Below are 19,359 nucleotides of genomic sequence, written 5' to 3'. Positions count from 1 at the left end.
TTATTTGATGAAAAATGGCTCCTGCGCACGTCCCGTATGCGCAGGCAGCTATCATTTTTATAGTTTACAGCTTGGCGCCGGTCAGGTAGCTGTCAAAACGGAATTCCGAGAAGCGCGCCCACAGCAACTGGTCGCGCTGGAAGGCGCGCATGTCCTGGTGGATTTTCTTGAATTCAGGCGACTTGGCTTCGTGCGCGGCAAACACTTCCATCGACGCCTTGAAGCCCGCGTCCATGATTTCCTTGGGAAAAGGCTTGAGCTGGGTCTTGGCCGCCACCAGGCGCTTCAGGGCAATCGGGTTGACCGCGTCGTACTTGGCCGTCATGTCGCGCGCCGCGACCGTCGTAGCCGCATCGACAATCGCCTGGAACTCGGGCGTCAAGGCGGCATAGGCCTTGGTGTTGATGAAGAATTCCAGCTCGGCGCCGCCTTCCCACCAGCCGGGGTAGTAATAAAAAGGCGCGACCTTGTTGAAGCCGAGCTTTTCGTCGTCGTAAGGGCCGACGAACTCGGTCGCGTCCAGCGTGCCTTTTTCAAGCGCCTGATAGACCTCGCCGGCGGGCATGTTCTGGGCCACGACGCCGAGCTTTTGCATGGCTTCGCCGAACAGGCCGCCGCCCATGCGCATTTTCAGGCCCTTCAAATCGGCCACGCTCTTGATCTCCTTGCGGTACCAGCCGCCCATCTGGGTGCCGGTGTTGCCGGCGCTGCGGCTCTTGATGTTGTACTTGGCGTAGAACGCATCCATCAGCTTGCGGCCGTTGCCATGCTCCATCCAGGCATCCATCTGGCGCGCGGTCAGGCCGAAAGGCACGGCGCAGCCGAAGGCAAAGATCGGGTCTTTCCCGGTGAAATAGTAAGGCGCGGTCTGCGCCATCTCGACGGTGCCGTTTTGCAGCGCATCGACCACGCCGAACGCAGGCATCAACTCGCCGCCGGCATGCACCGACACTTCAAACTTGCCGCCCGACAGGGCCTTGACCGTCTTGGCAAACATCTCGGCACTGCCAAAAATGGTGTCGAGCGATTTTGGAAAGCTCGACGCCAGGCGCCAGCGGACAGCAGCCTGGGCATGCACCGCAGGCGCGATGCCGGCAGCCAGCACACCGGCAATGCCGGCGTTTTTGATGAGTGATCGACGATCCATGAATACTCTCTTTTGAAAGGTTAACGATTGCTTGTTTGGCCTGGCCGCAAGTCACGGCGCCTTTGCATTTTGTCAGCTTTGTCCAGCCCGCTGCCCCGTTCTTACCCGTAGCGCAAGCTGGAAAAGTTCACACCACAGGCCGGTGGACCGGCTCAGGCCACCGACTTGAGCATGACCTTGGCCAGCGGATCGGTGGACTTGAAGCTGCCAAAACGGCTGCGCACAGCGGCCTCGATGCCGGCAGCGTCCAGCCCCTGCAAGGCCAGCAGGACGGCCACCTCGCCATGCTCGATGAACTCGTCCTTCAGGCCCAGCTGCAGCAGCGGCTTGACCACGCCGGCGGCCTGCAGCGCTTCACCGACGGCACTGCCCGCGCCGCCCATGATGGCGCCCTCTTCCAGCGTGACCAGCACCTCATGGCCGGCCGCCACCTTCAGCAGCAGTTCGGTGTCGAGCGGCTTGGCCCAGCGCATGTTGACCACGGTTGCGCCGAGTTTTTCAGCCGCCTGCAGCGCCGGGTAGAGCAGCGTACCGAAGGCCAGGATGGCAATGCCGCTGCCTTCGCGGCGAATCTCGCCCTTGCCGAAAGGCAGCGACTTCAGGCCGGCCTCGGGCTCGACACCCGCGCCGGCACCGCGCGGATAGCGCACGGCGACCGGCGAATCCTGCTCGAAGGCCGTGGTCAGCAGCTTGCGGCATTCGTTTTCATCGGCCGGGCAGGCAATGCCCATGTTGGGAATGCAGCGCAGATAGGGAATGTCGTAGGCGCCGGCATGCGTCGCACCATCGGCGCCGACCAGGCCGGCGCGGTCCAGCGCAAACACCACCGGCAGGTTCTGCAGCGCCACGTCGTGAATCAGCTGGTCGTAGCCGCGCTGCAGGAAGGTCGAGTAAATCGCCAGCACCGGCTTCAAGCCTTCGCAGGCCATGCCGGCGGCAAAGGTCACCGCGTGCTGCTCGGCAATGCCGACATCGTGGTAGCGCTTGGGAAAGCGCTTGTGGAATTCGACCATGCCCGAGCCTTCGCGCATGGCCGGCGTGATGCCGACCAGGCGCGGGTCGTGCTCGGCCATGTCGCACAGCCAGCGGCCAAACACCTGGGTGAAGGTCTGCTTGGCCGGGGCGCTGGATTTCTGCAGGCCCATGGACGGGTCGAACTTGCCGGGGCCGTGGTAGGCAATCGGGTCGGCTTCGGCCAGCTTGTAGCCCTGGCCCTTCTTGGTCACGACATGCAAAAACTGCGGCCCCGCGCCGGTGGCCATCAGGTGCCGGATGTTTTCCAGCGTGGGAATCAGCGACTCCAGGTCGTGGCCGTCAATCGGGCCGATGTAGTTGAAACCAAAACTCTCGAACACCGCAGCCGGCACCACCATGCCCTTGGCATGGGATTCGAGGCGCCGGGCCAGCTCTAACAGCGGTGGCGCCACTTGCAGCACCTTCTTGCCGACATGCCGGGCCGAGGCATAGAAGCGCCCGCTCATCAGCTGCGCCAGGTGGCGGTTCAGCGCGCCCACGGGCGGGCTGATGCTCATGTCGTTGTCATTGAGCACCACCAGCAGCTTGCAGTGGTCATGCACGCCGGCGTTGTTCAGGGCCTCGAACGCCATGCCGGCGCTCATCGAGCCGTCGCCGATGACGGCCACCGCATTGCGGTTTTCGCCCTTGAATTCGGCGGCCAGCGCCATGCCGAGCGCCGCCGAAATCGAGGTCGATGAATGTGCCGTGCCAAAGGTGTCGTATTCGCTCTCGTCGCGGCGCGGAAAGCCCGACAGCCCGCCGAGCTGGCGCAGCGTGCCCATGCGTTCGCGCCGGCCGGTCAGGATTTTGTGCGGGTATGTCTGGTGGCCCACGTCCCAGACCAGCCGGTCGTCGGGCGTGTTGAAGACATAGTGCAGCGCCACGGTCAGCTCGACCGTGCCCAGGTTGGAACTCAGGTGGCCGCCGGTCTGGGAAACGCTGTCGATCACATAGGCGCGCAGTTCGTCGGCCAACGCCTTGAGCTGGGCGCGGGGAAGGCGCCGCAGGTCGGCGGGGCTGTTGATGGTTTCAAGCAATGAGTACATCGTGGTGTATTTCTTTTATGACGGGGCCGGAACCGGCCTAGTGCTGGCGATTGACCAGCATGTCGGCCAGCGCCTGCAGGGCCTGGGTGTTTTCAAGCCCGCTGGCCCGCAGGCTGGCCAGGGCTTGCGCGTGCAACTGCTGCGCGTAGGCCCGGGAGGCCTGCAGCCCCATGAGCGAGACAAAGGTGGGTTTGTCCTGGGCGGCATCCTTGCCGGCGGTCTTGCCCAGCGTGGCCGCGTCGGCCGTCACGTCCAGGATGTCATCGACCACCTGGAACGCCAGGCCGATAGCCGCACCGTAGTCGCGCAGCGCCGCCAGCGCCGTGGGCGAAGCCGCTCCGCAGGCCGCGCCCATCATCACGCTGGCCTGCAGCAGCGCGCCGGTCTTGAGGCGGTGCATCTCGTGCAGCTGCGCCGAGGTCAAAGGCAAGCCGACGCTGGCCAGGTCAATCGCCTGGCCGCCGGCCATGCCCTGGTAACCCGCTGCCTGCGCCAGCAGGCGGCACAGGCGCGCCTGGGTCGGGGCATCGACCGAATCATCGCCGGGCGTGAGCAGTTCAAAGGCCAGCGCCTGCAGCGCATCGCCGGCCAGCAGCGCCTGCGCCTCGCCGTACTGGACGTGAACGGTCGGCTTGCCCCGGCGCAGCACGTCGTTGTCCATGCAGGGCATGTCGTCATGGACCAGCGAATAGGCGTGAATCAGCTCAATCGCGCAGGCCGGGCGCAAAGCGGTTGCGGCATCGCCATTGACCGCAGCGCAGGCGGCCATGACCAGCAGCGGACGCAGGCGCTTGCCGCCATCGAGCACGGCATAGCGCATGGCATCGCAGAGCCCGGCAGGCGCGGGCGCCTCATCCGGGCTGGCGACCCAGCAGGACAGGGCGCGCTCGATGGCGGCGAGTTGCCCGGCGCTCCAGGCGCGCAGGTCAAACAGGGAGATTTTTTCAGGAGCGTTCAAATCAGTGGTCTCTTGCGCTGGGGGCGGCGGCGGCGTTGATGACGGGGAAATTGATGCAATCACGCTTGCAGCCAGGGTTTGAGTTCGGTGCCTTCGAGCACCTTGATCTGGGTTTCAACCGCTTCGAGCCTGTCACGGCAAAACTTCAGCAATTGCGCGCCGCGCTGGTAGCCGGCCAGCAACTGGTCCAGCGGCAACTGGCCGGACTCCAGGCGGCTCACCAGACCTTCAAGTTCCTGCAGCGCGGCTTCGTAGCTGACGGGCAAGGCCGGCGCCGATGCGTCAGGGCCTGCGGCAACAGGCTTGGCCGATGAAAGTGATGAAGCGGAGCTTTTGGCCATGAATGATTGGTAAAAAGATTGATTTTAGGATGGTTACAACGAATTTGAATGCTGGCGCCAATACGAGGGAGTCAGGCTGCATTATCCTGTGACCCCCGTGTGGACTCTGAAAACAAACGGCACGGGTAGAATTGATAACCGTTCTCATGTCGGCGTTTTTCACCGTTTTTTGATGGATACACCCGACATTTCCTTATTTCTGGGTTGCATTGCAGTTTGCCTGTTCACCTGGCTTGTTTACAGGCCTGCCACGCCCTTTGGCTGCGCTGGCCTGTTGAGAGATATTGATGCCTGATAAAAGCCTTCGCCTGTTGCAAGCCACCAGCCAGCTCCCCATTTCCAGCTATTTCGATGCCGGCCTTTACCAGCGCGAGCAGCAAAAATTGTTTGCGCGCGGCCCGCGCTACCTCGGCCACGAACTGGCCGTTCCCAACCTGGGCGACTACTACACCCTGCCCCATGAGGGCGACGGCCGCGCGCTGGTGCGCAACGCCTCGGGCATCGAGCTGATCTCCAACGTCTGCCGGCATCGCCAGTCCACCATGCTTTCCGGCCGTGGGAACACCGGCAGCAACATCGTCTGCCCGCTGCACCGCTGGACCTACAACACATCGGGCGAGCTGATCGGCGCGCCGCACTTTGAAGTCGATCCCTGCCTGAACCTCAACCGCTACAAGACCACGACCTGGAACGGCCTGGTGTTCGAGGACAACGGCCGCGACATCGCGGCCGACATGGCCGGCCTGGGCCACATGGCCGACCTTGATTTTTCAGGCTACCAGCTCGACAAGGTACACCTGCACGAGTGCAACTACAACTGGAAAACCTTCATCGAGGTGTACCTGGAGGACTACCACGTCGGCCCCTTCCATCCCGGGCTGGGCGGCTTCGTCACCACCGACGACCTGAGTTGGGAACTGGCGCCGAACTATTCGGTGCAGACCGTGGGCGTGTCCGACAAGCTGGGCAAGCCGGGCACCGATGTTTACAAGTTGTGGCATGACGTGGTGCTGCAGTACCGCAACGGCGCGCCGCCCAAGTACGGCGCGATCTGGCTGACCTGCTACCCGCACATCATGGTCGAGTGGTATCCGCACACACTGGTGGTCAGCACGCTGCATCCGCAGGGGCCGGACAAGACGCTCAACGTGGTCGAATTCTTCTACCCCGAGGAAATCTGCGCCTTCGAGCCCGAATTCATGCAGGCGCAGCAGGCCGCCTACATGGAAACCTGCGTCGAGGACGACGAACTGGCGCTGCGCATGGACGCCGGCCGCAAGGCGCTGATGCAGCGCGGCGACAACGAATTCGGCCCCTACCAGAGCCCGATGGAAGACGGCATGCAGCACTTTCATGTGTGGTATCGCCGCGAAATGGGCGCCAGCAAAACCACTCAGATGATCTGAGGGGACGGTCCTCGCTGCCATTTTTGCTATTTATTCAATAGCTGAATACGCAGGCCCTGCCTGCGCAAAAGGCCTTTTTAATACCTGAAAACCTGGAATTCAAGCGATGCAAGCCGTCTGGATGATCCTGTCCTCGTTCCTGATTGCCTCCATGGGCGTGTGCGTCAAATTCGCCTCCGCCCACTTCACCAGCGCCGAGCTGGTGTTTTACCGGGGCGTGGTGAGCATTGTCTTCATGGCGCTGTATGCGCGTGTCCACGGCACGTCCCTGCGCACGGCTTACCCGGCCATGCATGCCTGGCGCAGCGTGATCGGCGTGGTGTCGCTGTCGGCCTGGTTTTATGCGATTGCCCATTTGCCCCTGGCCACCGCCATGACGCTCAATTACATGAGCGGCGTGTGGATTGCCGCTTTCCTGGTGGGCGGCGCGCTCATGCTCGGCAAGTCCGGCAACAAGGGACCGCGCCAGGGTCCGCTGGTGCTGGCCATCCTGGCCAGTTTTGCCGGCGTGGTCATGCTGCTGCGTCCGGCCATCGACCAGAACCAGAGCTTTGCCGGCCTGGTGGGGCTGCTGTCGGGGCTGGGCGCTGCCTTTGCCTACATGCAGGTGATGGCCATTTCGCGCATGGGCGAGCCCGAAATACGCACGGTGTTTTATTTTGCGGTCGGCACGGCCATCGCCGGCGCGCTCGGAATGGCGCTGACCGGCACTTCAGCCTGGAACTGGCAGCAGGCCCTGTGGCTGCCGCCCATCGGCATTCTGGCGTCGCTCGGGCAACTGGCCATGACCCGCGCCTATTCAATGTCGCAACACCATGGCGGAACCCTGATGGTGGCCAACCTGCAGTATTCGGGGATTGTGTTTGCCGCCCTCTACAGCCTGATTCTTTTTGGTGACAATATTCCACTGACAGGCTGGGCCGGCATGGCGCTCATCATCGTCAGCGCCGTGGCCGCCACGGTGCTTCGGGCTCGCGCGGCGCCCGATGCGCCGGCTGAAGAACATTGAACCGTCGTCAAAGGAGCACACCATGAACAACTACACCACCCTGATTTCGGCCGGACAACTGCAGGCGCTCATGCAAAGCGGCCAGCCCTTGCGCATCTTTGACTGCAGCTTCGAGCTGATGCAGCCGCATGCGGGCGAGCAGCACTACCTGGCAGCGCATATTCCCGGTGCCATTTACGCCGATCTGGAAACCGCGCTCAGCGCCCGGCATGGCGTGCCCGGCGCGCATGGCGTGATCACGGCCAGCGGCGCCGACGCACCGGCCTCGGGCGGGCGCCATCCGCTGCCCAACCGCGAAAAATTCGCCACCTGGCTGTCCAGCGTCGGCATGGGCAACGGGATGCAGGCTGTGGTCTATGACCGCAACGGCGCCAATTATTGCGGCCGCCTGTGGTGGATGCTCAAATGGGCGGGGCATGAAAACGTCGCCGTGCTCGACGGCGGGCTGCAGGCCTGGCAGGCGGCGGGCGGCGCGCTCAGCAGCGGCGAAGAGCCCGCACATTTCCAGACCAATTTCCTGCTCGGGCCTGAACGGGCGGCGCTGGTAGATGCAGAAAGAGTCGCCGCTGAACTGGGTCGCCCCAGCCAGACGCTGATCGATGCGCGGGCCACGCCACGCTTCAAGGGCGAGGTCGAGCCGCTTGACCCGGTCGCCGGCCATATTCCGGGCGCGCTCAACCGGCCTTTCAGTCAAAACCTGACGCCCGAAGGCACGTTCAAGCCCGCCGAACAATTGAGGGCCGAGTTTTCCGCCTTGCTGGGCCAGCGCGACCCGGCCACGGTGGTCCACCATTGCGGCAGCGGTGTCAGTGCCGTACCCAACCTGATCGCCATGGAAGTCGCGGGCCTGGGCCGCACGGCGCTTTATGCCGGCAGCTGGAGCGACTGGTGCAGCGACGCGAACCGCCCCATGGCGCAAGGCTGATCAGCCGCCGCTACTGGCTGGCAGCGCTTGCGGGAGGCATGGCGGTGTCGCTGCCCATGGAGCCTGTCGAACCGGTTGACGGACTGGTTGACGGACTGGTCGAGGAAGACCCGGGCGTGGTGCTGGTCGTGTCCGCGGCTTTTTTGCATCCAGCCAGTGCCAGTGCGGCAGCCAGAGCAAGCGCCACGGCAATACCCGTTTTCAGTGTTGGTGCGTGCATATCGGTTTTCCTTTTCAAGATGGGAGCGGCTGACTGTCAGCCACAGGCCAATTTATGGGTTCACCGGCCGCTGGTTGCATGAGACACATCCCTGAGGGGCTGTAAGGATTTTTCGCGTGCCCGTCAGCCATTCAATGCCCGCCACGGGCTTCCGGCGGGACGGGTGAGGCGTGCTGCTTCCATTTGTCCTACATTCATTGCTGTGTTAATACTGACAAAAATGCTGGAAATACAGTCCTAAATTCACACCGTGGCAGGCAATAGGGCCAGTCACTTTCAACCCACAGAATGCAAACCTTGAAACCAGGGTTTCAACGCGTTCTTCCTGAAGGAGACAGTGAAAAATGGCTTCTAACACTCAAGGCACCAAAGGTGGCAGCAAAGGTGGCGGCAATCAAAAAGGCAAATCCGAACGCGGTTTTGCGGCCATGAATCCCGAGCGTCAACGGGCAATCGCCAGCGAAGGTGGCAAGGCCGCGCACCAAAGCGGAAATGCCCATGAGTTCACCTCCGAGGAAGCCCGTGCGGCCGGTCGCAAAGGCGGCCAGGCCAGCGGGAATCACAGCGGCAGGCAACGCTGACCCCAAGGTCGAGTCAATAAAAAAGGGCGCATCCAGCGCCCTTTTTTTCAACGCTTCAGCCATGCATGGCGGGTCAGCTTTTGCCGCTTGTGCGGATTATCCTTGTGAGCCCCGGAACTGGGACCAAAACCACGGCTGCTTTTCGATCCGTTGTCCGGCCGCTCCAGCCGGTTCGTGGAAGGTTTGGCTTCATGTTCGCCATCGGGTTTGTAATCGTTCATGGTAGATCCTTGGCATGCGCGGCAACTGGCTGATTAGGAAAAATGGGTCTTGAAACGGGTCATAAAAAGCGCAATGCCTAGCATGACTTTAAGCAGCGCAACGGCTTGTACCTTGTAGGAAGTATTCGCCATCAGCATGGGAAAACTCCTAACAGCCGGGTTCCGGCCGCGCCGGGAAAATGGATTCCTGAACGCGCCCTCAAGCACCGCAAGAATTCAGCGCCATCGGCATCGGCGTGGTCTGGATCTCGCCAGGTTCCGGAGGGGTTGACAAAGGCTCAAGCGGCTCTGGCGGGGGTACGTTGGGATTGGTGGCCATCGGGATCTTTCAGGGTTTCTGGGTGGATAAGTCGGGCTGGCTGGGCGGCTCCGAAAGTTCGGGCCGCTGGGGCAGGTTGCGAATCATGGCTTCGCCGTCCTCGTCACGGCCATCCGAGGGCAAATCGGGCTCCAGAAGCAGCGGGGGCTCCTCGTTGGCGGTTTTACGGGTCGAGTCCAAACCCGGTGGCACACCCGAATCCCGGTTATCAGCAGAAGCAGTCATTTTTCAAAGTCCTCCCAGCATCAAGGGCACATCGTGGCTGGCAACGGTAGCCGCTGCAAGCAAAGAAACGAACACGGCCGCCAGGAAAGCCAGGCAGGATGCCAGCCGTGGGTGAAGTCTTCCAGATTGACGGGCGCGCCTGGCGCCCGGTGGCAAGGACAGCGATGAATGCTCTGCGGGTGCAACGGCGGCGAGGTTCGAATCCATGGCGTACCTACTTTCATTCCGGCTGTCAATTCTGGGACCGACTCCATCGTCGTGCAAGGCTGGCAAGGTTTTTATAGGCCGCCAAGCCCTGATGCTGTAAGCGTTCGTCTGACAACGGGCCAGTGCTACCATTCCTGAAACTGGTTTCAATGAATACCCAGAAACTGCCTGGTTCCACTACCCTGACCCTGTCCATGCCCACCCCAAAAATCAAGCCTCCCCCTGCCCCGCCCCATGCACGCGCCACGATTGCCGACGTGGCACGCGAGGCAGGCGTTTCCAAGGCCACGGTGTCGCGCTTCCTGAACCACCGCGACACCCTGCTCACGCCGGACATCGCGGCGCGCGTCGAAGTCGCCATCGCCGCGCTGGCCTACAGCCCCAGCCCGATGGCGCAGGGGCTCAAGCGCGGCCGCTCGCGGCTGATCGGCCTGGTGGTGGCCGACGTGACCAATCCGTTTTCGGTGGCGGTGCTGCGCGGCGCCGAAAAAGCCTGCCAGCAAGCCGGCTATTTGCTGATGCTGTTCAACCTCGGCAACGACAGCCGCCGCGAAAGCGAGGCCATCAAGGCGCTCACCGCCTACCAGGTGGACGGCTTCATCCTGAACACCCTGGGCGGCGATGCCGGCGCAGCCGCCGAGGCCGCGCGCCACGGCAAGCCGGTGGTGCTGGTGGACCGGCGCCACCACGACATGCAGGCCGACTTTGTCTCGATTGACAATGTCGGCGCCGTGTTGCTCGGCGCTCGCCACCTGGTGGAGGCCGGCTACCGGGAACTGCTGTTTGTCTCGGAGCCGATCAAGAACGTCAGTTCACGCATGGAGCGTGAAGCCGCGTTCAGAAGCTTTGTCAGCGATGCGGCGCCAGACATCGCCGGTCTTCACGGCAGCACCTTTGAATGCACGGATGACGACAGCGCGGGGCTAGACAAGGCGCTGCAGAGCCTGCGCCAGCGCGCCGAAGGCCGTTTGTCCGCCGTGATTTCAAGCAATGCCGTGGTCACGCTGCGGGTGGTGGCGGCCATGGCGCGGCTGGGCTGGCGGCTTGGCGCCGACCTCGGGCTGGTGGGTTTTGACGAGACCGAATGGTCGCCCTTCATCGGTCCGGGCCTGAGCAGCATCGCCCAGCCGACCGACGAGCTGGGCCGGCTGGCCGCGGGCTGCCTGATCGAGCGGCTCAAGGGCCTGGACCTGCCGCCGCGCCAGATTTTGCTGTCCGGCCGGCTGGTGGCTCGCGGCTCATCGGTTCCCCAGGCATCCCCGGTCAATTTGCAAACCTAGGGTTTTCACCGGGTTACAGACCGGGTAGGCCTGCTTTTATAATTCAATGAAACCGGTTTCAGGATAATTGAAAAGTAACTCCCAAGCATGTCTTCAGCAAAACTTTTAACCCCAACACGGACCCGCGCCTTGATGTCATTCGCGACACCAGCGCTGCGCTCATGAACTACACCTTTCAGTTCGGCGACGTTTTTGCAGCCTGGCCGCTGCTGCTCAGGGGCACCTGGAACACCATCGAGCTGTCGCTGCTGGCGATGCTGCTCGGGCTGGTGGTGGCCATCGTCTGCGCCTGGGGCAAGACCGCCGGCCCCAAACCGCTGCGCTTCGTGATCAACGCCTACATCGAGCTGATCCGCAACACGCCCTTCCTGGTGCAGCTGTTCTTCTTCTTTTTTGCGCTGCCGGCGCTCGGACTGCGCTGGTCGGCCTACACCGCCGCGCTGACGGCGCTGGTCATCAACCTGGGCGCCTACGCGACCGAAATCATCCGCGCCGGCATCGAGTCGATTCCCAAGGGCCAGATCGAAGCCGGCCTGGCGCTGAACCTCAAGCGCCACGAGATTTTCCGCTTCGTCATCTTGAAGCCGGCGCTCAAGGCGATTTACCCGGCGCTGACCAGCCAGTTCATCCTGCTGATGCTCAGTTCGGCGGTGGTGTCGGCCATTTCCGCCGACGACCTGACCTCGGTCGCCGCCAATCTGCAGTCGCAAACCTTTCGCAGTTTCGAGATCTACATCGTCGTCGCGGGCATCTACCTGCTGCTGGCGCTGTCGTTCTCGGCGCTGTTCCGCCTGATTTACAAGGCCAGCCTCAACTACCCGGATCGTCGGTAATGCGTACTTTTGGACTTCCTGAATTCCTGTTCATCCTTGAAGCGGCCAAATGGACGGTGGCGCTGTCGCTGATCGCCTTCATCGGCGGCGCGATTGGCGGGCTGCTGGTGGCGCTGGGCCGCACTTCCGAGAACCGGCTGGCGCAACTGCTCTCTGGCGGCTTCATCCAGATTTTCCAGGGAACGCCGCTGCTGCTGCAACTGTTCCTGGTGTTCTTTGGCGCGCCGGTGCTGGGTTTCGACATCAACCCCTGGATTGCGGCCGGTGTGGCACTCATCTTGAACAGCAGCGCCTTTCTGGGTGAAATCTGGCGCGGCTGCATCCAGGCGATTCCCGCCGGCCAGGTCGAGGCGGCGCATGCGCTGAGCCTGTCCTACTTCTCGCGCATGCGCTTTGTCATCCTGCCGCAGGCCTTCAAGATTGCGCTGGCGCCCACGGTCGGCTACCTGGTGCAGATCATCAAGGGCACCTCGCTGGCGGCGATCATCGGTTTCACCGAGATCACGCGGGCCGGCCAGATCATCAACAACGCCACCTTCCAGCCGTTGATCGTGTTCAGCGTGGTGGCGGCGATTTATTTCGCGCTGTGCTGGCCGCTGTCGCTGATGGCCTCGCGCATGGAACGCCGGCAAGCCGCCGCGCTGGCACGCTGAGCGGCGCCCCTGTTTCACCCTGTCATTTCTCACCAACAACAACCAGAGACTTCACCATGATCAAGCGTCCGGGCAGATTCACCTTGGGAACACTCGCTGTGCAGTGTTTCATGACCACAGCCTTGGTGGCGGCATCGTTTCAAAGCGCAGCCACCGATCTGATTGCCTCAACCAATGATGCCAAGTACCAACGCGTGGTGGGCAAGGACACGTTTCTGGAAAATCCGCAACCAGACACGCTGGACATCATCGACGCCAGCCATTTTCCGCCCCGCGTCGTCGCCAGCGTCAATGTGGCCGCTGCCATCCAGGGTCCGCCCCAAGCGGTGGCCATCACACCAGACGGCAAGCTGGCCATCGTGTCGGCACCGAGCCGATACGACACGGCGGAAAAGAAACTGCTTCTCGAAAACTACCTTCAGGTGGTGGATTTGACATCCAGCCCGGCTTCGGTCATTGCAAAAGTTGACATTGCCCATCATCCGCAGGCCATCGCCATCAACCGTGCCGGAAACCTGCTGCTGGCAACCACCACTTCAGGCCATTTGCTGGTGTTTGCCATAGACGGCAAATCGATCACGCTCAAGGACACGTTAAAGCTCAGCGACAAGCGCCTGTCAGGCATCACGATCACACCTGACGGCAAGACCGCGCTGGTGGCACTGCGCGATGAGCAGGGCCTGATGGTGCTGGATATTGACAGCGACAAGGTCACGACGCAACGCGAAAGGATCAGCACTGGCGTGGCGCCTTATTCGGTCGATGTATCGAGCACCGGCAAATGGGCACTGGTCGGCAACGCGGGGCTTGCCGGATTGCCCGGAAACGTGGGCACCCTGGCGGGCGACGTCGATTCCATCACACTGATTGATATCTCCAGGCGTCCTTACCGCGCCGTTCAGCATGTTTCCGTGGCCGCATTGCCTGAAGGGATTGCGATCTCGCCGGACGGCCGCTGGGTCGCGGTCCAGAGCATGGATGGATCAAACCTCACGGCTGACAACCCAGGGCGGCGGGCCAAGGGCAAACTGATTCTGTTTTCCAACCAGAATGGCAAGCTGGTGGAAAAAGCCAGCCTTCCGGCGGGCGAAGCCGGACAAGGGATTGTCTTTACGGCAGATGGCCGATACATCCTGGCGCAGTTCAATGTCGAAAAGCAAGTGGCGGTTTTTGCCGTAGCCAACGGCAAGCTCAAGGACACCGGCAAACGCCTTGCGTCAACCGGCGGGCCTTCATCCATACGCTCCATGCCCCGCTAAATCCAGTTCTTTCCCTCGCTACTTTCGCTACCCATCCACAACCATCGGAGACTTCACCATGATCAAGCATCTGCAACGTCGCACCTTCACCGGCGCCGCCCTGGCGCTGGGCCTGGCCGCCACCCTGTCCGCGTGGGCGCCCGCCGCCAGCGCGCAGAGCGTCGCCGACATCAAGAAAAAAGGCGAGCTGACGGTCGGCATGCTGGTCGATTTCCCGCCCTACGGCACCATGAACAGCAGCAACCAGCCCGACGGCTACGACGCCGACGTGGCGCGCCTGCTGGCCAAGGATCTCGGCGTGAAGGTCAACCTGGTGCCGGTGACCGGCCCCAACCGCATTCCGTTCCTGCTGACCAACAAGGTCGATCTGCTGGTCGCTTCGCTGGCCGTGACGCCCGAGCGCGCCAAGCAGGTCCAGTTCTCCAAGCCCTACGCGGCCGCCAGCATCGTGCTGTACGGCGACAAGAAAGCCAGCCTCAAAGCCCCGGCCGACCTGAAAGGCAAGCGAGTGGGCGTGGCTCGCGCCAGCACGCAGGACATCGCGCTGACCGCCGCAGCGCCCGAAGGCACCGAAATCCGCCGTTTCGACGACGACGCGTCGGCCATGCAGGCGCTGCTGTCGGGACAGATCGATGCCATCGGCTGCTCGACCACGGTGGCCGCGCAAATCGCCAAGCGCGCGCCGGCCAACACCTTTGAAAACAAGTTCGTGCTGCGCCAGCAGGTGATGGGCGTGGCGATGCGCCCCGGCCAGGCCGAACTGCTGAAAACCGTGGACGACTTTGTCGCCCGCAACACGGCCAACGGCGAGCTCAACAAGCTCTACCAGAAATGGCTGGAAACCGACCTGCCCAAACTGCAGTAACCCCGCTTTTTTGCTGAACACGGTGCTTACCCATGACAGACACAATGCAATCCCCTGCGCACATTCCGGCCGCCGCCGGCGCCGAGCCCATCATCCGCATCGAGGCGGTTGACAAGTGGTACGGTAAATTCCAGGTGCTGACCGGCATCAACCTGAACGTCGCGGCCGGCGAGCGCATTGTGGTCTGCGGGCCTTCGGGCTCCGGCAAATCGACCCTGATCCGCTGCATCAACCGGCTGGAGGTCGTGCAGAAAGGCCGCATCGTCGTCGATGGTATCGACCTGACGGCCGGCGGCAAGAACGTCGATTCGGTGCGCCAGGAAGTCGGCATGGTGTTCCAGCAGTTCAACCTGTTTCCGCACCTGACGATCTTGCAGAACTGCATCCTGGCGCCAATGCGCTCGCGCGGACTGAGCCAGGAGGAGGCCGAAACCATCGCCATGAAATACCTGACGCGGGTGCGCATTCCCGAGCAGGCCAAGAAATACCCGAGCCAGCTCTCGGGCGGCCAGCAGCAGCGCGTGGCGATTGCCCGGGCGCTGTGCATGACGCCCAAGATCATGCTGTTCGACGAACCGACCTCGGCGCTGGACCCGGAGATGGTCAAGGAAGTGCTCGACACCATGATCGGCCTGGCCGACGACGGCATGACCATGCTGTGCGTCACGCACGAAATGGGCTTTGCCCGCAGCGTGGCCGACCGGGTGATCTTCATGGCCGACGGCAAGATCATCGAGCAGGCGCCGCCGCAGCAGTTCTTCAGCAACCCTCAAAACGAAAAAACCCGCAACTTCCTCGGCCAGATATTGAATTCGCAACATGCCCACTGAAGTTTCCGGCGCCGCCGCCGCGCCGCCCATCCTGATTTCGCTGACGGCCTTTGGCGCCGCCGAAGTGCGCCGCCATGGCCAGCGCTGGTTTGCACGGCTCTGCCATGAAGCTGGCGCCGACGGCGTCGAGGTGCGCAGCGAACTGCTGGTGGACGCCGCCCGCGAGTTGCCGGCCATCGCCGAGACGGTTCGCGACACCGGCCTGCGGGTGGTGTATTCGAGCGCCGACTACCTCTGGGCGGCTGACGGCGCACTGGACATGGCCGCACTCCAGCGCGCCCTGAATGCCGCCAAAATCCTGGGCGCACCCCGGCTGAAAATGGCGATTGGCGGTTTTGGCGCCTCGTCCCACGCAAGCCTGATGGCACTGCGGGACTGCCTGCAGGCCGCCAAAATCGAACTCGTGATCGAAAACGACCAGACGCCGGCGGCCGGCACCCTGCCCGCGCTGCAGGACTTTTTTGACACGGCCAATGACCTCGGTATTTTCCTCGGCATGACGTTTGACATGGGCAACTGGCACTGGAGTGGCGAATGCCCGCTGCAGGCCGCAGGCGCGCTGGCGCCGCAGGTGCGCTATGTGCATTGCAAGGGCGTGCAGCGCCAGCCGCAGCGCTGGGTGGCCGTGCCGCTGGCCGAATCCAGCGCACCGTGGCGCGCCGTGCTGCGCGCCCTGCCGGCCGATGTGCCCTGGGCGATTGAATACCCGCTGATCGGCGACGACCTGCCCGCCGTGACGCGCCGTGAAATCGACCAGTTGCGCAGCATTGCCGCCAGCATGGCTGGCAGAAAGAAATTGACATGACCCGCGCCCTGGACGTGATCACCTTTGGCGAAGCCATGATGCTGCTGGTCGCCGACCGGCCCGGCCCGCTCGAACAGGCCGAAGCCTTCTACAAGCGCACCGCCGGCGCTGAAACCAACGTCGCCATTGGCCTGTCGCGCCTGGGCCTGAAGGTCGGCTGGGCCAGCCGGCTGGGCACCGATTCCATGGGCCGCTACCTGCTGGCCGCGATGCAGAAGGAAGGCATCGACTGCTCGCATGTGGTGTGCGACGCGGCGCAACAAACCGGCTTTCAGTTCAAAAGCAAGGTGCTCGACGGCAGCGACCCGGAGGTTGAATACCACCGCCAAGGCTCGGCTGCCAGTCACATATGTGTAGATGACATTGACCGGGAATGGCTGCTGTCGGCCCGGCACCTGCATGCGACCGGCGTGTTTGCCGCGCTCTCGGCCAGCACGCTGCCAGCCGCACGCTTGACCATGGACCTGATGCGCGCCGCCGGCCGCAGCGTGTCCTTCGACCCCAACCTGCGCCCCACGCTGTGGGCCAGCCCCGAACTGATGCGCGAAGCCGTCAACGACCTGGCAACGCGCGCCGACTGGGTGCTGCCCGGCCTGGAAGAAGGCCGCTTCCTGACCGGCGAAAGCACGGCCGAAGGCATTGCCCGCTTCTACCGCCAGCGCGGCGCCCGGCTGGTGGTCGTCAAGCTGGGGGCCGAAGGCGCCTGGTTTGACAGCGACACGGCTGGCTGCGGCCATGTGCCGGGCTTTGCGGTGGCCGAGGTCATCGACACCGTGGGCGCGGGCGACGGTTTTGCCGTCGGCGTGGTCAGCGCCCTGCTCGACGGCCTGGGCGTGCCCGAGGCGGTGAAGCGCGGAGCCTGGATTGGCGCGCGCGCGGTGCAGGTGCTGGGCGACAGCGAAGGCCTGCCGACCCGCGCCGAACTGATTGAAGCAGGACTTTGAACATGACCATTTCTTCCGACCGCAAAAAGGTGCTGGTGTTCAGGGAACTGCCGCCCGACCAGCTGGCACGGCTGCAGGCGCGGCACGACGTGACCGTCGCCAATCCGCGCCTGCCGGAACAATTGCCTGCGTTTCAGGCAGCGCTGGCAACGGCCGAAGGACTGATCGGCTCCAGCTACAAGATTGATGAAGCGCTGCTGGCCGCAGCGCCGCGATTGAAGGTGATTTCCAGCGTATCAGTCGGCGTGGACAACTACGCCCTGGACGCGCTGGCCGCGCGCGGCATCGTGCTGTGCCACACGCCCGGCGTGCTGACCGAAACCACCGCCGACACGATTTTTTCGCTCGTCATGGCGACCAGCCGGCGCCTGGTCGAGCTGGCCGGCCTGGTGCGCGAAGGCCGCTGGACGCGCAACATCGGCGAAGAGCTGTTTGGCTGGGACGTGCATGGCAAAACGCTGGGCATCCTCGGTTTTGGCCGCATCGGCCAGGCGGTGGCGCGGCGTGCCGCGCTGGGCTTTGGCATGCCGGTGCTCTACCACAGCCGCCGCCCGGTGGACCTGGCCAGGAAGGCGCCGGAACTGGCGGGCAAGGCGCTGCACACGCCGCTCGATGAACTGTTGCGACATGCCGACATCGTCGCCGCCGTGCTGCCCCTGTCGAATGAAACCCGGGGACTGATGGGCGGGCGCGAGTTCGGCCTGATGAAGCCGGGCGCGATTTTCATCAACGGCGGGCGCGGCGCCACCGTGCAGGAAGCAGCCTTGCTCGACGCCCTCGACCACGGCACGCTGCGCGCCGCCGGGCTGGACGTGTTCGCCACCGAGCCGCTGCCGATGGACTCGCCCTTGCGCACCCATCCCAAGGTGACCGCGCTGCCGCACATCGGCTCGGCCACTGTTGAAACCCGCTATGCGATGGCGGTGCTGGCCACGACCAATTTGCTGCAGGCGCTGGCGGGCGAACGGCCCACGGCGGTGTTTGAAATGACGGCGGGCTGATTCAGGCGCTGCGGTCCGGGCCGAAAAATATCAATCAAATATGGCTTCTGCGCAATAAGGACGGGCGCAAGTAGCTATTAAAAATATAGCATTTATGCCTTATGATGCCTCTGGTTTTTCAGACGGTGGCGGCGGTTGCTCGACCTCGCCCATCACGCTGTCGTCATCAGCATCGCGCTCGGCGGGGGGAACGCCATGCTTCCTGCCGGCTTGGCGCTTCTGCTTTTCTTCGTGGGAAGGATCTGAAGTGTTCCCGCAGGCCACGTTGAATGAAATCGGCAGCTTCATGACAGCCTCCTGAAAAATCAGCTTCATCGTAGCGGTGGACCGGCACTTGATGGATACGCCGCCCCGCCTGATGGGTGTCAGTGTGTAACTGACAAAAAGTCAGGCTTGAACGTCAATGCTCGTGCGCTGCCAGCGCGCTGACCAGCATCACCAGCCCGATGCCAATGGCCAGCCACGCAATCTGCGCCGCCGTTTCCTGCAGGGTGGCGCGTTTTTGCAGCTGCGGAATCAAATCGGCCAGCGCTACGTACATGAAACTGCTGGCGGCAATGATCAAAAAGAACGGCAAGTAGCCATACAGCTGGTCCACCAGCGCATAGCCGACCACGCCGCCCAGGGCGGTGACGGCGCCGGCCAGCGACACCTTGACGATGGCGATGCGCCGGTTGTTGGCGCTCTGGCGGCGCAGCACGATCAGGTCGCCCATGTGGTGCGGAACTTCATGCACCAGCACCGCCAGCGCGGCCACAAAACCCAGGCGCATGTCGGCGATGAAGGCCGAGGCGATCAGGATGCCGTCGCCAAAGGCATGCACGCTGTCGCCGGCCAGCACCGCCCAGCCGCCCGAGGCGTGCTCATGGCCGTGGCCATGGGAATGGCCGTGATGCGCATGGTCGTGGTCCGGGCCGGGGCTGTCGCCTGGCACCCCATGGTGCTCATGCCCGTGGTGCCACAGCTCGGCCTTGTCGAGCAGGAAGAAAAACACCAGCCCGACCAGCAGCGTGGCAAACAAATCGTGGGCGCTGGCCTGGCTTTCAAACGCCTCGGGCAGCAAATGCATGAAGGCGGTGCCCAGCAATGCGCCGGCGGCCAGGCTGAGCATGTGCTGGGTGTACCGGGCCAGCGCGCCAAAGCTGAGCAGCGCGGCCAGCCAGACGCTGCCGATGCCGGCGCTGATGGTTCCCAACAAAATTGCTATCAAGGTCATAGCTACCTGCGCCCGTTCTGATTGGGCCAGAGCCCTGAATGATGAATGAAA

The 19,359-nt window shown here is 63.2% G+C and carries 23 protein-coding genes; 12 read left to right on the top strand and 11 right to left on the bottom strand.

What is annotated here, in order from left to right; translation table 11 throughout:
- Positions 1-64 precede the first annotated feature (64 nt).
- The 4 genes from PNAP_RS07505 to xseB all read right to left on the bottom strand — a co-directional run bounded on the left by PNAP_RS07505 (position 65) and on the right by xseB (position 4,509).
- Complete coding sequence (locus tag PNAP_RS07505) at positions 65-1,147, bottom strand: TRAP transporter substrate-binding protein (protein WP_011800903.1); 1,083 nt, start codon at positions 1,145-1,147, stop codon at positions 65-67.
- A 152-nt stretch (positions 1,148-1,299) separates the two neighbouring features.
- Complete coding sequence (gene dxs, locus PNAP_RS07500; protein WP_011800902.1) at positions 1,300-3,210, bottom strand: 1-deoxy-D-xylulose-5-phosphate synthase; 1,911 nt, start codon at positions 3,208-3,210, stop codon at positions 1,300-1,302.
- Between the two features lie 37 nt (positions 3,211-3,247).
- A complete protein-coding gene (locus PNAP_RS07495) occupies positions 3,248-4,168 on the bottom strand; it encodes a polyprenyl synthetase family protein (protein ID WP_041376598.1) in 921 nt (306 codons plus the stop codon).
- A gap of 59 nt (positions 4,169-4,227) precedes the next feature.
- Positions 4,228-4,509 carry an exodeoxyribonuclease VII small subunit gene (gene xseB, locus PNAP_RS07490; protein ID WP_011800900.1) on the bottom strand — a complete coding sequence of 94 codons (282 nt, stop codon included), beginning with the start codon at positions 4,507-4,509 and terminating at the stop codon, positions 4,228-4,230.
- Between the two features lie 287 nt (positions 4,510-4,796).
- Here xseB and PNAP_RS07485 point away from each other — a divergent pair, with 287 nt between their 5' ends.
- The 3 genes from PNAP_RS07485 (at position 4,797) to PNAP_RS07475 (ending at position 7,849) form a co-directional block, all read left to right on the top strand.
- Positions 4,797-5,915 carry an aromatic ring-hydroxylating oxygenase subunit alpha gene (locus PNAP_RS07485; RefSeq protein WP_011800899.1) on the top strand — a complete coding sequence of 373 codons (1,119 nt, stop codon included), beginning with the start codon at positions 4,797-4,799 and terminating at the stop codon, positions 5,913-5,915.
- A gap of 106 nt (positions 5,916-6,021) precedes the next feature.
- Positions 6,022-6,924: a DMT family transporter gene (locus tag PNAP_RS07480; protein WP_011800898.1), complete on the top strand. Its 903-nt coding sequence runs from the start codon at positions 6,022-6,024 to the stop codon at positions 6,922-6,924.
- 22 nt (positions 6,925-6,946) lie between these two features.
- Complete coding sequence (locus PNAP_RS07475; RefSeq protein WP_011800897.1) at positions 6,947-7,849, top strand: sulfurtransferase; 903 nt, start codon at positions 6,947-6,949, stop codon at positions 7,847-7,849.
- A 10-nt stretch (positions 7,850-7,859) separates the two neighbouring features.
- Here PNAP_RS07475 and PNAP_RS26865 read toward each other — a convergent pair whose 3' ends face one another.
- From PNAP_RS26865 to PNAP_RS26850, 5 genes are all read right to left on the bottom strand, one after another.
- Positions 7,860-8,069: a hypothetical protein gene (locus tag PNAP_RS26865; RefSeq protein WP_157040235.1), complete on the bottom strand. Its 210-nt coding sequence runs from the start codon at positions 8,067-8,069 to the stop codon at positions 7,860-7,862.
- A 311-nt stretch (positions 8,070-8,380) separates the two neighbouring features.
- On the bottom strand, positions 8,381-8,713 hold the full coding sequence (locus PNAP_RS28405) for a hypothetical protein (protein ID WP_456299402.1): 333 nt from the start codon (positions 8,711-8,713) through the stop codon (positions 8,381-8,383).
- Positions 8,698-8,871 carry a hypothetical protein gene (locus PNAP_RS26860; protein ID WP_157040234.1) on the bottom strand — a complete coding sequence of 58 codons (174 nt, stop codon included), beginning with the start codon at positions 8,869-8,871 and terminating at the stop codon, positions 8,698-8,700. The genes PNAP_RS28405 and PNAP_RS26860 overlap by 16 nt, the downstream gene beginning before the upstream one ends.
- 328 nt (positions 8,872-9,199) lie before the next feature.
- Positions 9,200-9,415: a hypothetical protein gene (locus tag PNAP_RS26855; RefSeq protein WP_157040233.1), complete on the bottom strand. Its 216-nt coding sequence runs from the start codon at positions 9,413-9,415 to the stop codon at positions 9,200-9,202.
- Positions 9,416-9,418: 3 nt separating this feature from the next.
- The gene (locus PNAP_RS26850; RefSeq protein WP_157040232.1) at positions 9,419-9,622 is read right to left on the bottom strand and encodes a hypothetical protein; all 204 of its coding nucleotides are present in this window, start codon (positions 9,620-9,622) and stop codon (positions 9,419-9,421) included.
- Positions 9,623-9,816: 194 nt separating this feature from the next.
- On the opposite strand from PNAP_RS26850, the gene PNAP_RS07460 reads away from it, so the two are divergent.
- The 9 genes from PNAP_RS07460 (at position 9,817) to PNAP_RS07420 (ending at position 18,092) form a co-directional block, all read left to right on the top strand.
- Positions 9,817-10,902 carry a LacI family DNA-binding transcriptional regulator gene (locus PNAP_RS07460; RefSeq protein ID WP_049763748.1) on the top strand — a complete coding sequence of 362 codons (1,086 nt, stop codon included), beginning with the start codon at positions 9,817-9,819 and terminating at the stop codon, positions 10,900-10,902.
- Positions 10,903-11,063: 161 nt separating this feature from the next.
- Complete coding sequence (locus PNAP_RS07455) at positions 11,064-11,735, top strand: amino acid ABC transporter permease (RefSeq protein ID WP_011800893.1); 672 nt, start codon at positions 11,064-11,066, stop codon at positions 11,733-11,735.
- Positions 11,735-12,388 (top strand): amino acid ABC transporter permease, encoded by a 654-nt coding sequence (locus tag PNAP_RS07450; protein WP_011800892.1) that lies wholly within the window; start codon positions 11,735-11,737, stop codon positions 12,386-12,388. Before PNAP_RS07455 ends, PNAP_RS07450 begins: the two co-directional genes overlap by 1 nt.
- 56 nt (positions 12,389-12,444) lie before the next feature.
- The gene (locus tag PNAP_RS07445) at positions 12,445-13,647 is read left to right on the top strand and encodes a YncE family protein (protein ID WP_011800891.1); all 1,203 of its coding nucleotides are present in this window, start codon (positions 12,445-12,447) and stop codon (positions 13,645-13,647) included.
- Between the two features lie 58 nt (positions 13,648-13,705).
- Positions 13,706-14,512 carry a transporter substrate-binding domain-containing protein gene (locus PNAP_RS07440; RefSeq protein ID WP_011800890.1) on the top strand — a complete coding sequence of 269 codons (807 nt, stop codon included), beginning with the start codon at positions 13,706-13,708 and terminating at the stop codon, positions 14,510-14,512.
- A 32-nt stretch (positions 14,513-14,544) separates the two neighbouring features.
- Positions 14,545-15,342, top strand: a complete 798-nt coding sequence (locus tag PNAP_RS07435) for an amino acid ABC transporter ATP-binding protein (RefSeq protein WP_011800889.1) — start codon at positions 14,545-14,547, stop codon at positions 15,340-15,342.
- Positions 15,332-16,147 (top strand): sugar phosphate isomerase/epimerase family protein, encoded by an 816-nt coding sequence (locus PNAP_RS07430; RefSeq protein WP_011800888.1) that lies wholly within the window; start codon positions 15,332-15,334, stop codon positions 16,145-16,147. The genes PNAP_RS07435 and PNAP_RS07430 overlap by 11 nt, the downstream gene beginning before the upstream one ends.
- Positions 16,144-17,091, top strand: a complete 948-nt coding sequence (locus tag PNAP_RS07425) for a sugar kinase (protein WP_011800887.1) — start codon at positions 16,144-16,146, stop codon at positions 17,089-17,091. Before PNAP_RS07430 ends, PNAP_RS07425 begins: the two co-directional genes overlap by 4 nt.
- Before the next feature lie 2 nt (positions 17,092-17,093).
- Positions 17,094-18,092, top strand: a complete 999-nt coding sequence (locus tag PNAP_RS07420; protein WP_011800886.1) for a 2-hydroxyacid dehydrogenase — start codon at positions 17,094-17,096, stop codon at positions 18,090-18,092.
- Between the two features lie 99 nt (positions 18,093-18,191).
- Here PNAP_RS07420 and PNAP_RS07415 read toward each other — a convergent pair whose 3' ends face one another.
- Together PNAP_RS07415 and PNAP_RS07410 are read right to left on the bottom strand one after the other, a co-directional pair.
- The gene (locus PNAP_RS07415; protein WP_157040230.1) at positions 18,192-18,380 is read right to left on the bottom strand and encodes a hypothetical protein; all 189 of its coding nucleotides are present in this window, start codon (positions 18,378-18,380) and stop codon (positions 18,192-18,194) included.
- A 112-nt stretch (positions 18,381-18,492) separates the two neighbouring features.
- Entirely contained in the window at positions 18,493-19,308 is an 816-nt protein-coding gene (locus tag PNAP_RS07410; RefSeq protein WP_011800885.1) for a ZIP family metal transporter, read from the bottom strand.
- Between the last annotated feature and the right edge of the window lie 51 nt (positions 19,309-19,359).

It is taken from the genome of Polaromonas naphthalenivorans CJ2 (assembly GCF_000015505.1).
Classification (GTDB): Bacteria; Pseudomonadota; Gammaproteobacteria; order Burkholderiales; family Burkholderiaceae_C; genus Polaromonas; species Polaromonas naphthalenivorans.
Note: the sequence above shows the minus strand (reverse complement) of the source record. Positions and strands in the feature narration are given on the sequence as shown.

What these genes read in the sequence shown, in the direction of transcription:
- PNAP_RS07505 (WP_011800903.1), bottom strand. Translation starts at nt 1,147, where the DNA reads ATGGATCGTCGATCACTCATCAAAAACGCCGGCATTGCCGGTGTGCTG.
- dxs (WP_011800902.1), bottom strand. Translation starts at nt 3,210, where the DNA reads ATGTACTCATTGCTTGAAACCATCAACAGCCCCGCCGACCTGCGGCGC.
- xseB (WP_011800900.1), bottom strand. Translation starts at nt 4,509, where the DNA reads ATGGCCAAAAGCTCCGCTTCATCACTTTCATCGGCCAAGCCTGTTGCC.
- PNAP_RS07485 (WP_011800899.1), top strand. Translation starts at nt 4,797, where the DNA reads ATGCCTGATAAAAGCCTTCGCCTGTTGCAAGCCACCAGCCAGCTCCCC.
- PNAP_RS07480 (WP_011800898.1), top strand. Translation starts at nt 6,022, where the DNA reads ATGCAAGCCGTCTGGATGATCCTGTCCTCGTTCCTGATTGCCTCCATG.
- PNAP_RS07475 (WP_011800897.1), top strand. Translation starts at nt 6,947, where the DNA reads ATGAACAACTACACCACCCTGATTTCGGCCGGACAACTGCAGGCGCTC.
- PNAP_RS26865 (WP_157040235.1), bottom strand. Translation starts at nt 8,069, where the DNA reads ATGCACGCACCAACACTGAAAACGGGTATTGCCGTGGCGCTTGCTCTG.
- PNAP_RS28405 (WP_456299402.1), bottom strand. Translation starts at nt 8,713, where the DNA reads ATGGCTGAAGCGTTGAAAAAAAGGGCGCTGGATGCGCCCTTTTTTATT.
- PNAP_RS26860 (WP_157040234.1), bottom strand. Translation starts at nt 8,871, where the DNA reads ATGAACGATTACAAACCCGATGGCGAACATGAAGCCAAACCTTCCACG.
- PNAP_RS26855 (WP_157040233.1), bottom strand. Translation starts at nt 9,415, where the DNA reads ATGACTGCTTCTGCTGATAACCGGGATTCGGGTGTGCCACCGGGTTTG.
- PNAP_RS26850 (WP_157040232.1), bottom strand. Translation starts at nt 9,622, where the DNA reads ATGGATTCGAACCTCGCCGCCGTTGCACCCGCAGAGCATTCATCGCTG.
- PNAP_RS07460 (WP_049763748.1), top strand. Translation starts at nt 9,817, where the DNA reads ATGCCCACCCCAAAAATCAAGCCTCCCCCTGCCCCGCCCCATGCACGC.
- PNAP_RS07455 (WP_011800893.1), top strand. Translation starts at nt 11,064, where the DNA reads ATGAACTACACCTTTCAGTTCGGCGACGTTTTTGCAGCCTGGCCGCTG.
- PNAP_RS07450 (WP_011800892.1), top strand. Translation starts at nt 11,735, where the DNA reads ATGCGTACTTTTGGACTTCCTGAATTCCTGTTCATCCTTGAAGCGGCC.
- PNAP_RS07445 (WP_011800891.1), top strand. Translation starts at nt 12,445, where the DNA reads ATGATCAAGCGTCCGGGCAGATTCACCTTGGGAACACTCGCTGTGCAG.
- PNAP_RS07440 (WP_011800890.1), top strand. Translation starts at nt 13,706, where the DNA reads ATGATCAAGCATCTGCAACGTCGCACCTTCACCGGCGCCGCCCTGGCG.
- PNAP_RS07435 (WP_011800889.1), top strand. Translation starts at nt 14,545, where the DNA reads ATGACAGACACAATGCAATCCCCTGCGCACATTCCGGCCGCCGCCGGC.
- PNAP_RS07430 (WP_011800888.1), top strand. Translation starts at nt 15,332, where the DNA reads ATGCCCACTGAAGTTTCCGGCGCCGCCGCCGCGCCGCCCATCCTGATT.
- PNAP_RS07425 (WP_011800887.1), top strand. Translation starts at nt 16,144, where the DNA reads ATGACCCGCGCCCTGGACGTGATCACCTTTGGCGAAGCCATGATGCTG.
- PNAP_RS07420 (WP_011800886.1), top strand. Translation starts at nt 17,094, where the DNA reads ATGACCATTTCTTCCGACCGCAAAAAGGTGCTGGTGTTCAGGGAACTG.
- PNAP_RS07415 (WP_157040230.1), bottom strand. Translation starts at nt 18,380, where the DNA reads ATGAAGCTGCCGATTTCATTCAACGTGGCCTGCGGGAACACTTCAGAT.
- PNAP_RS07410 (WP_011800885.1), bottom strand. Translation starts at nt 19,308, where the DNA reads ATGACCTTGATAGCAATTTTGTTGGGAACCATCAGCGCCGGCATCGGC.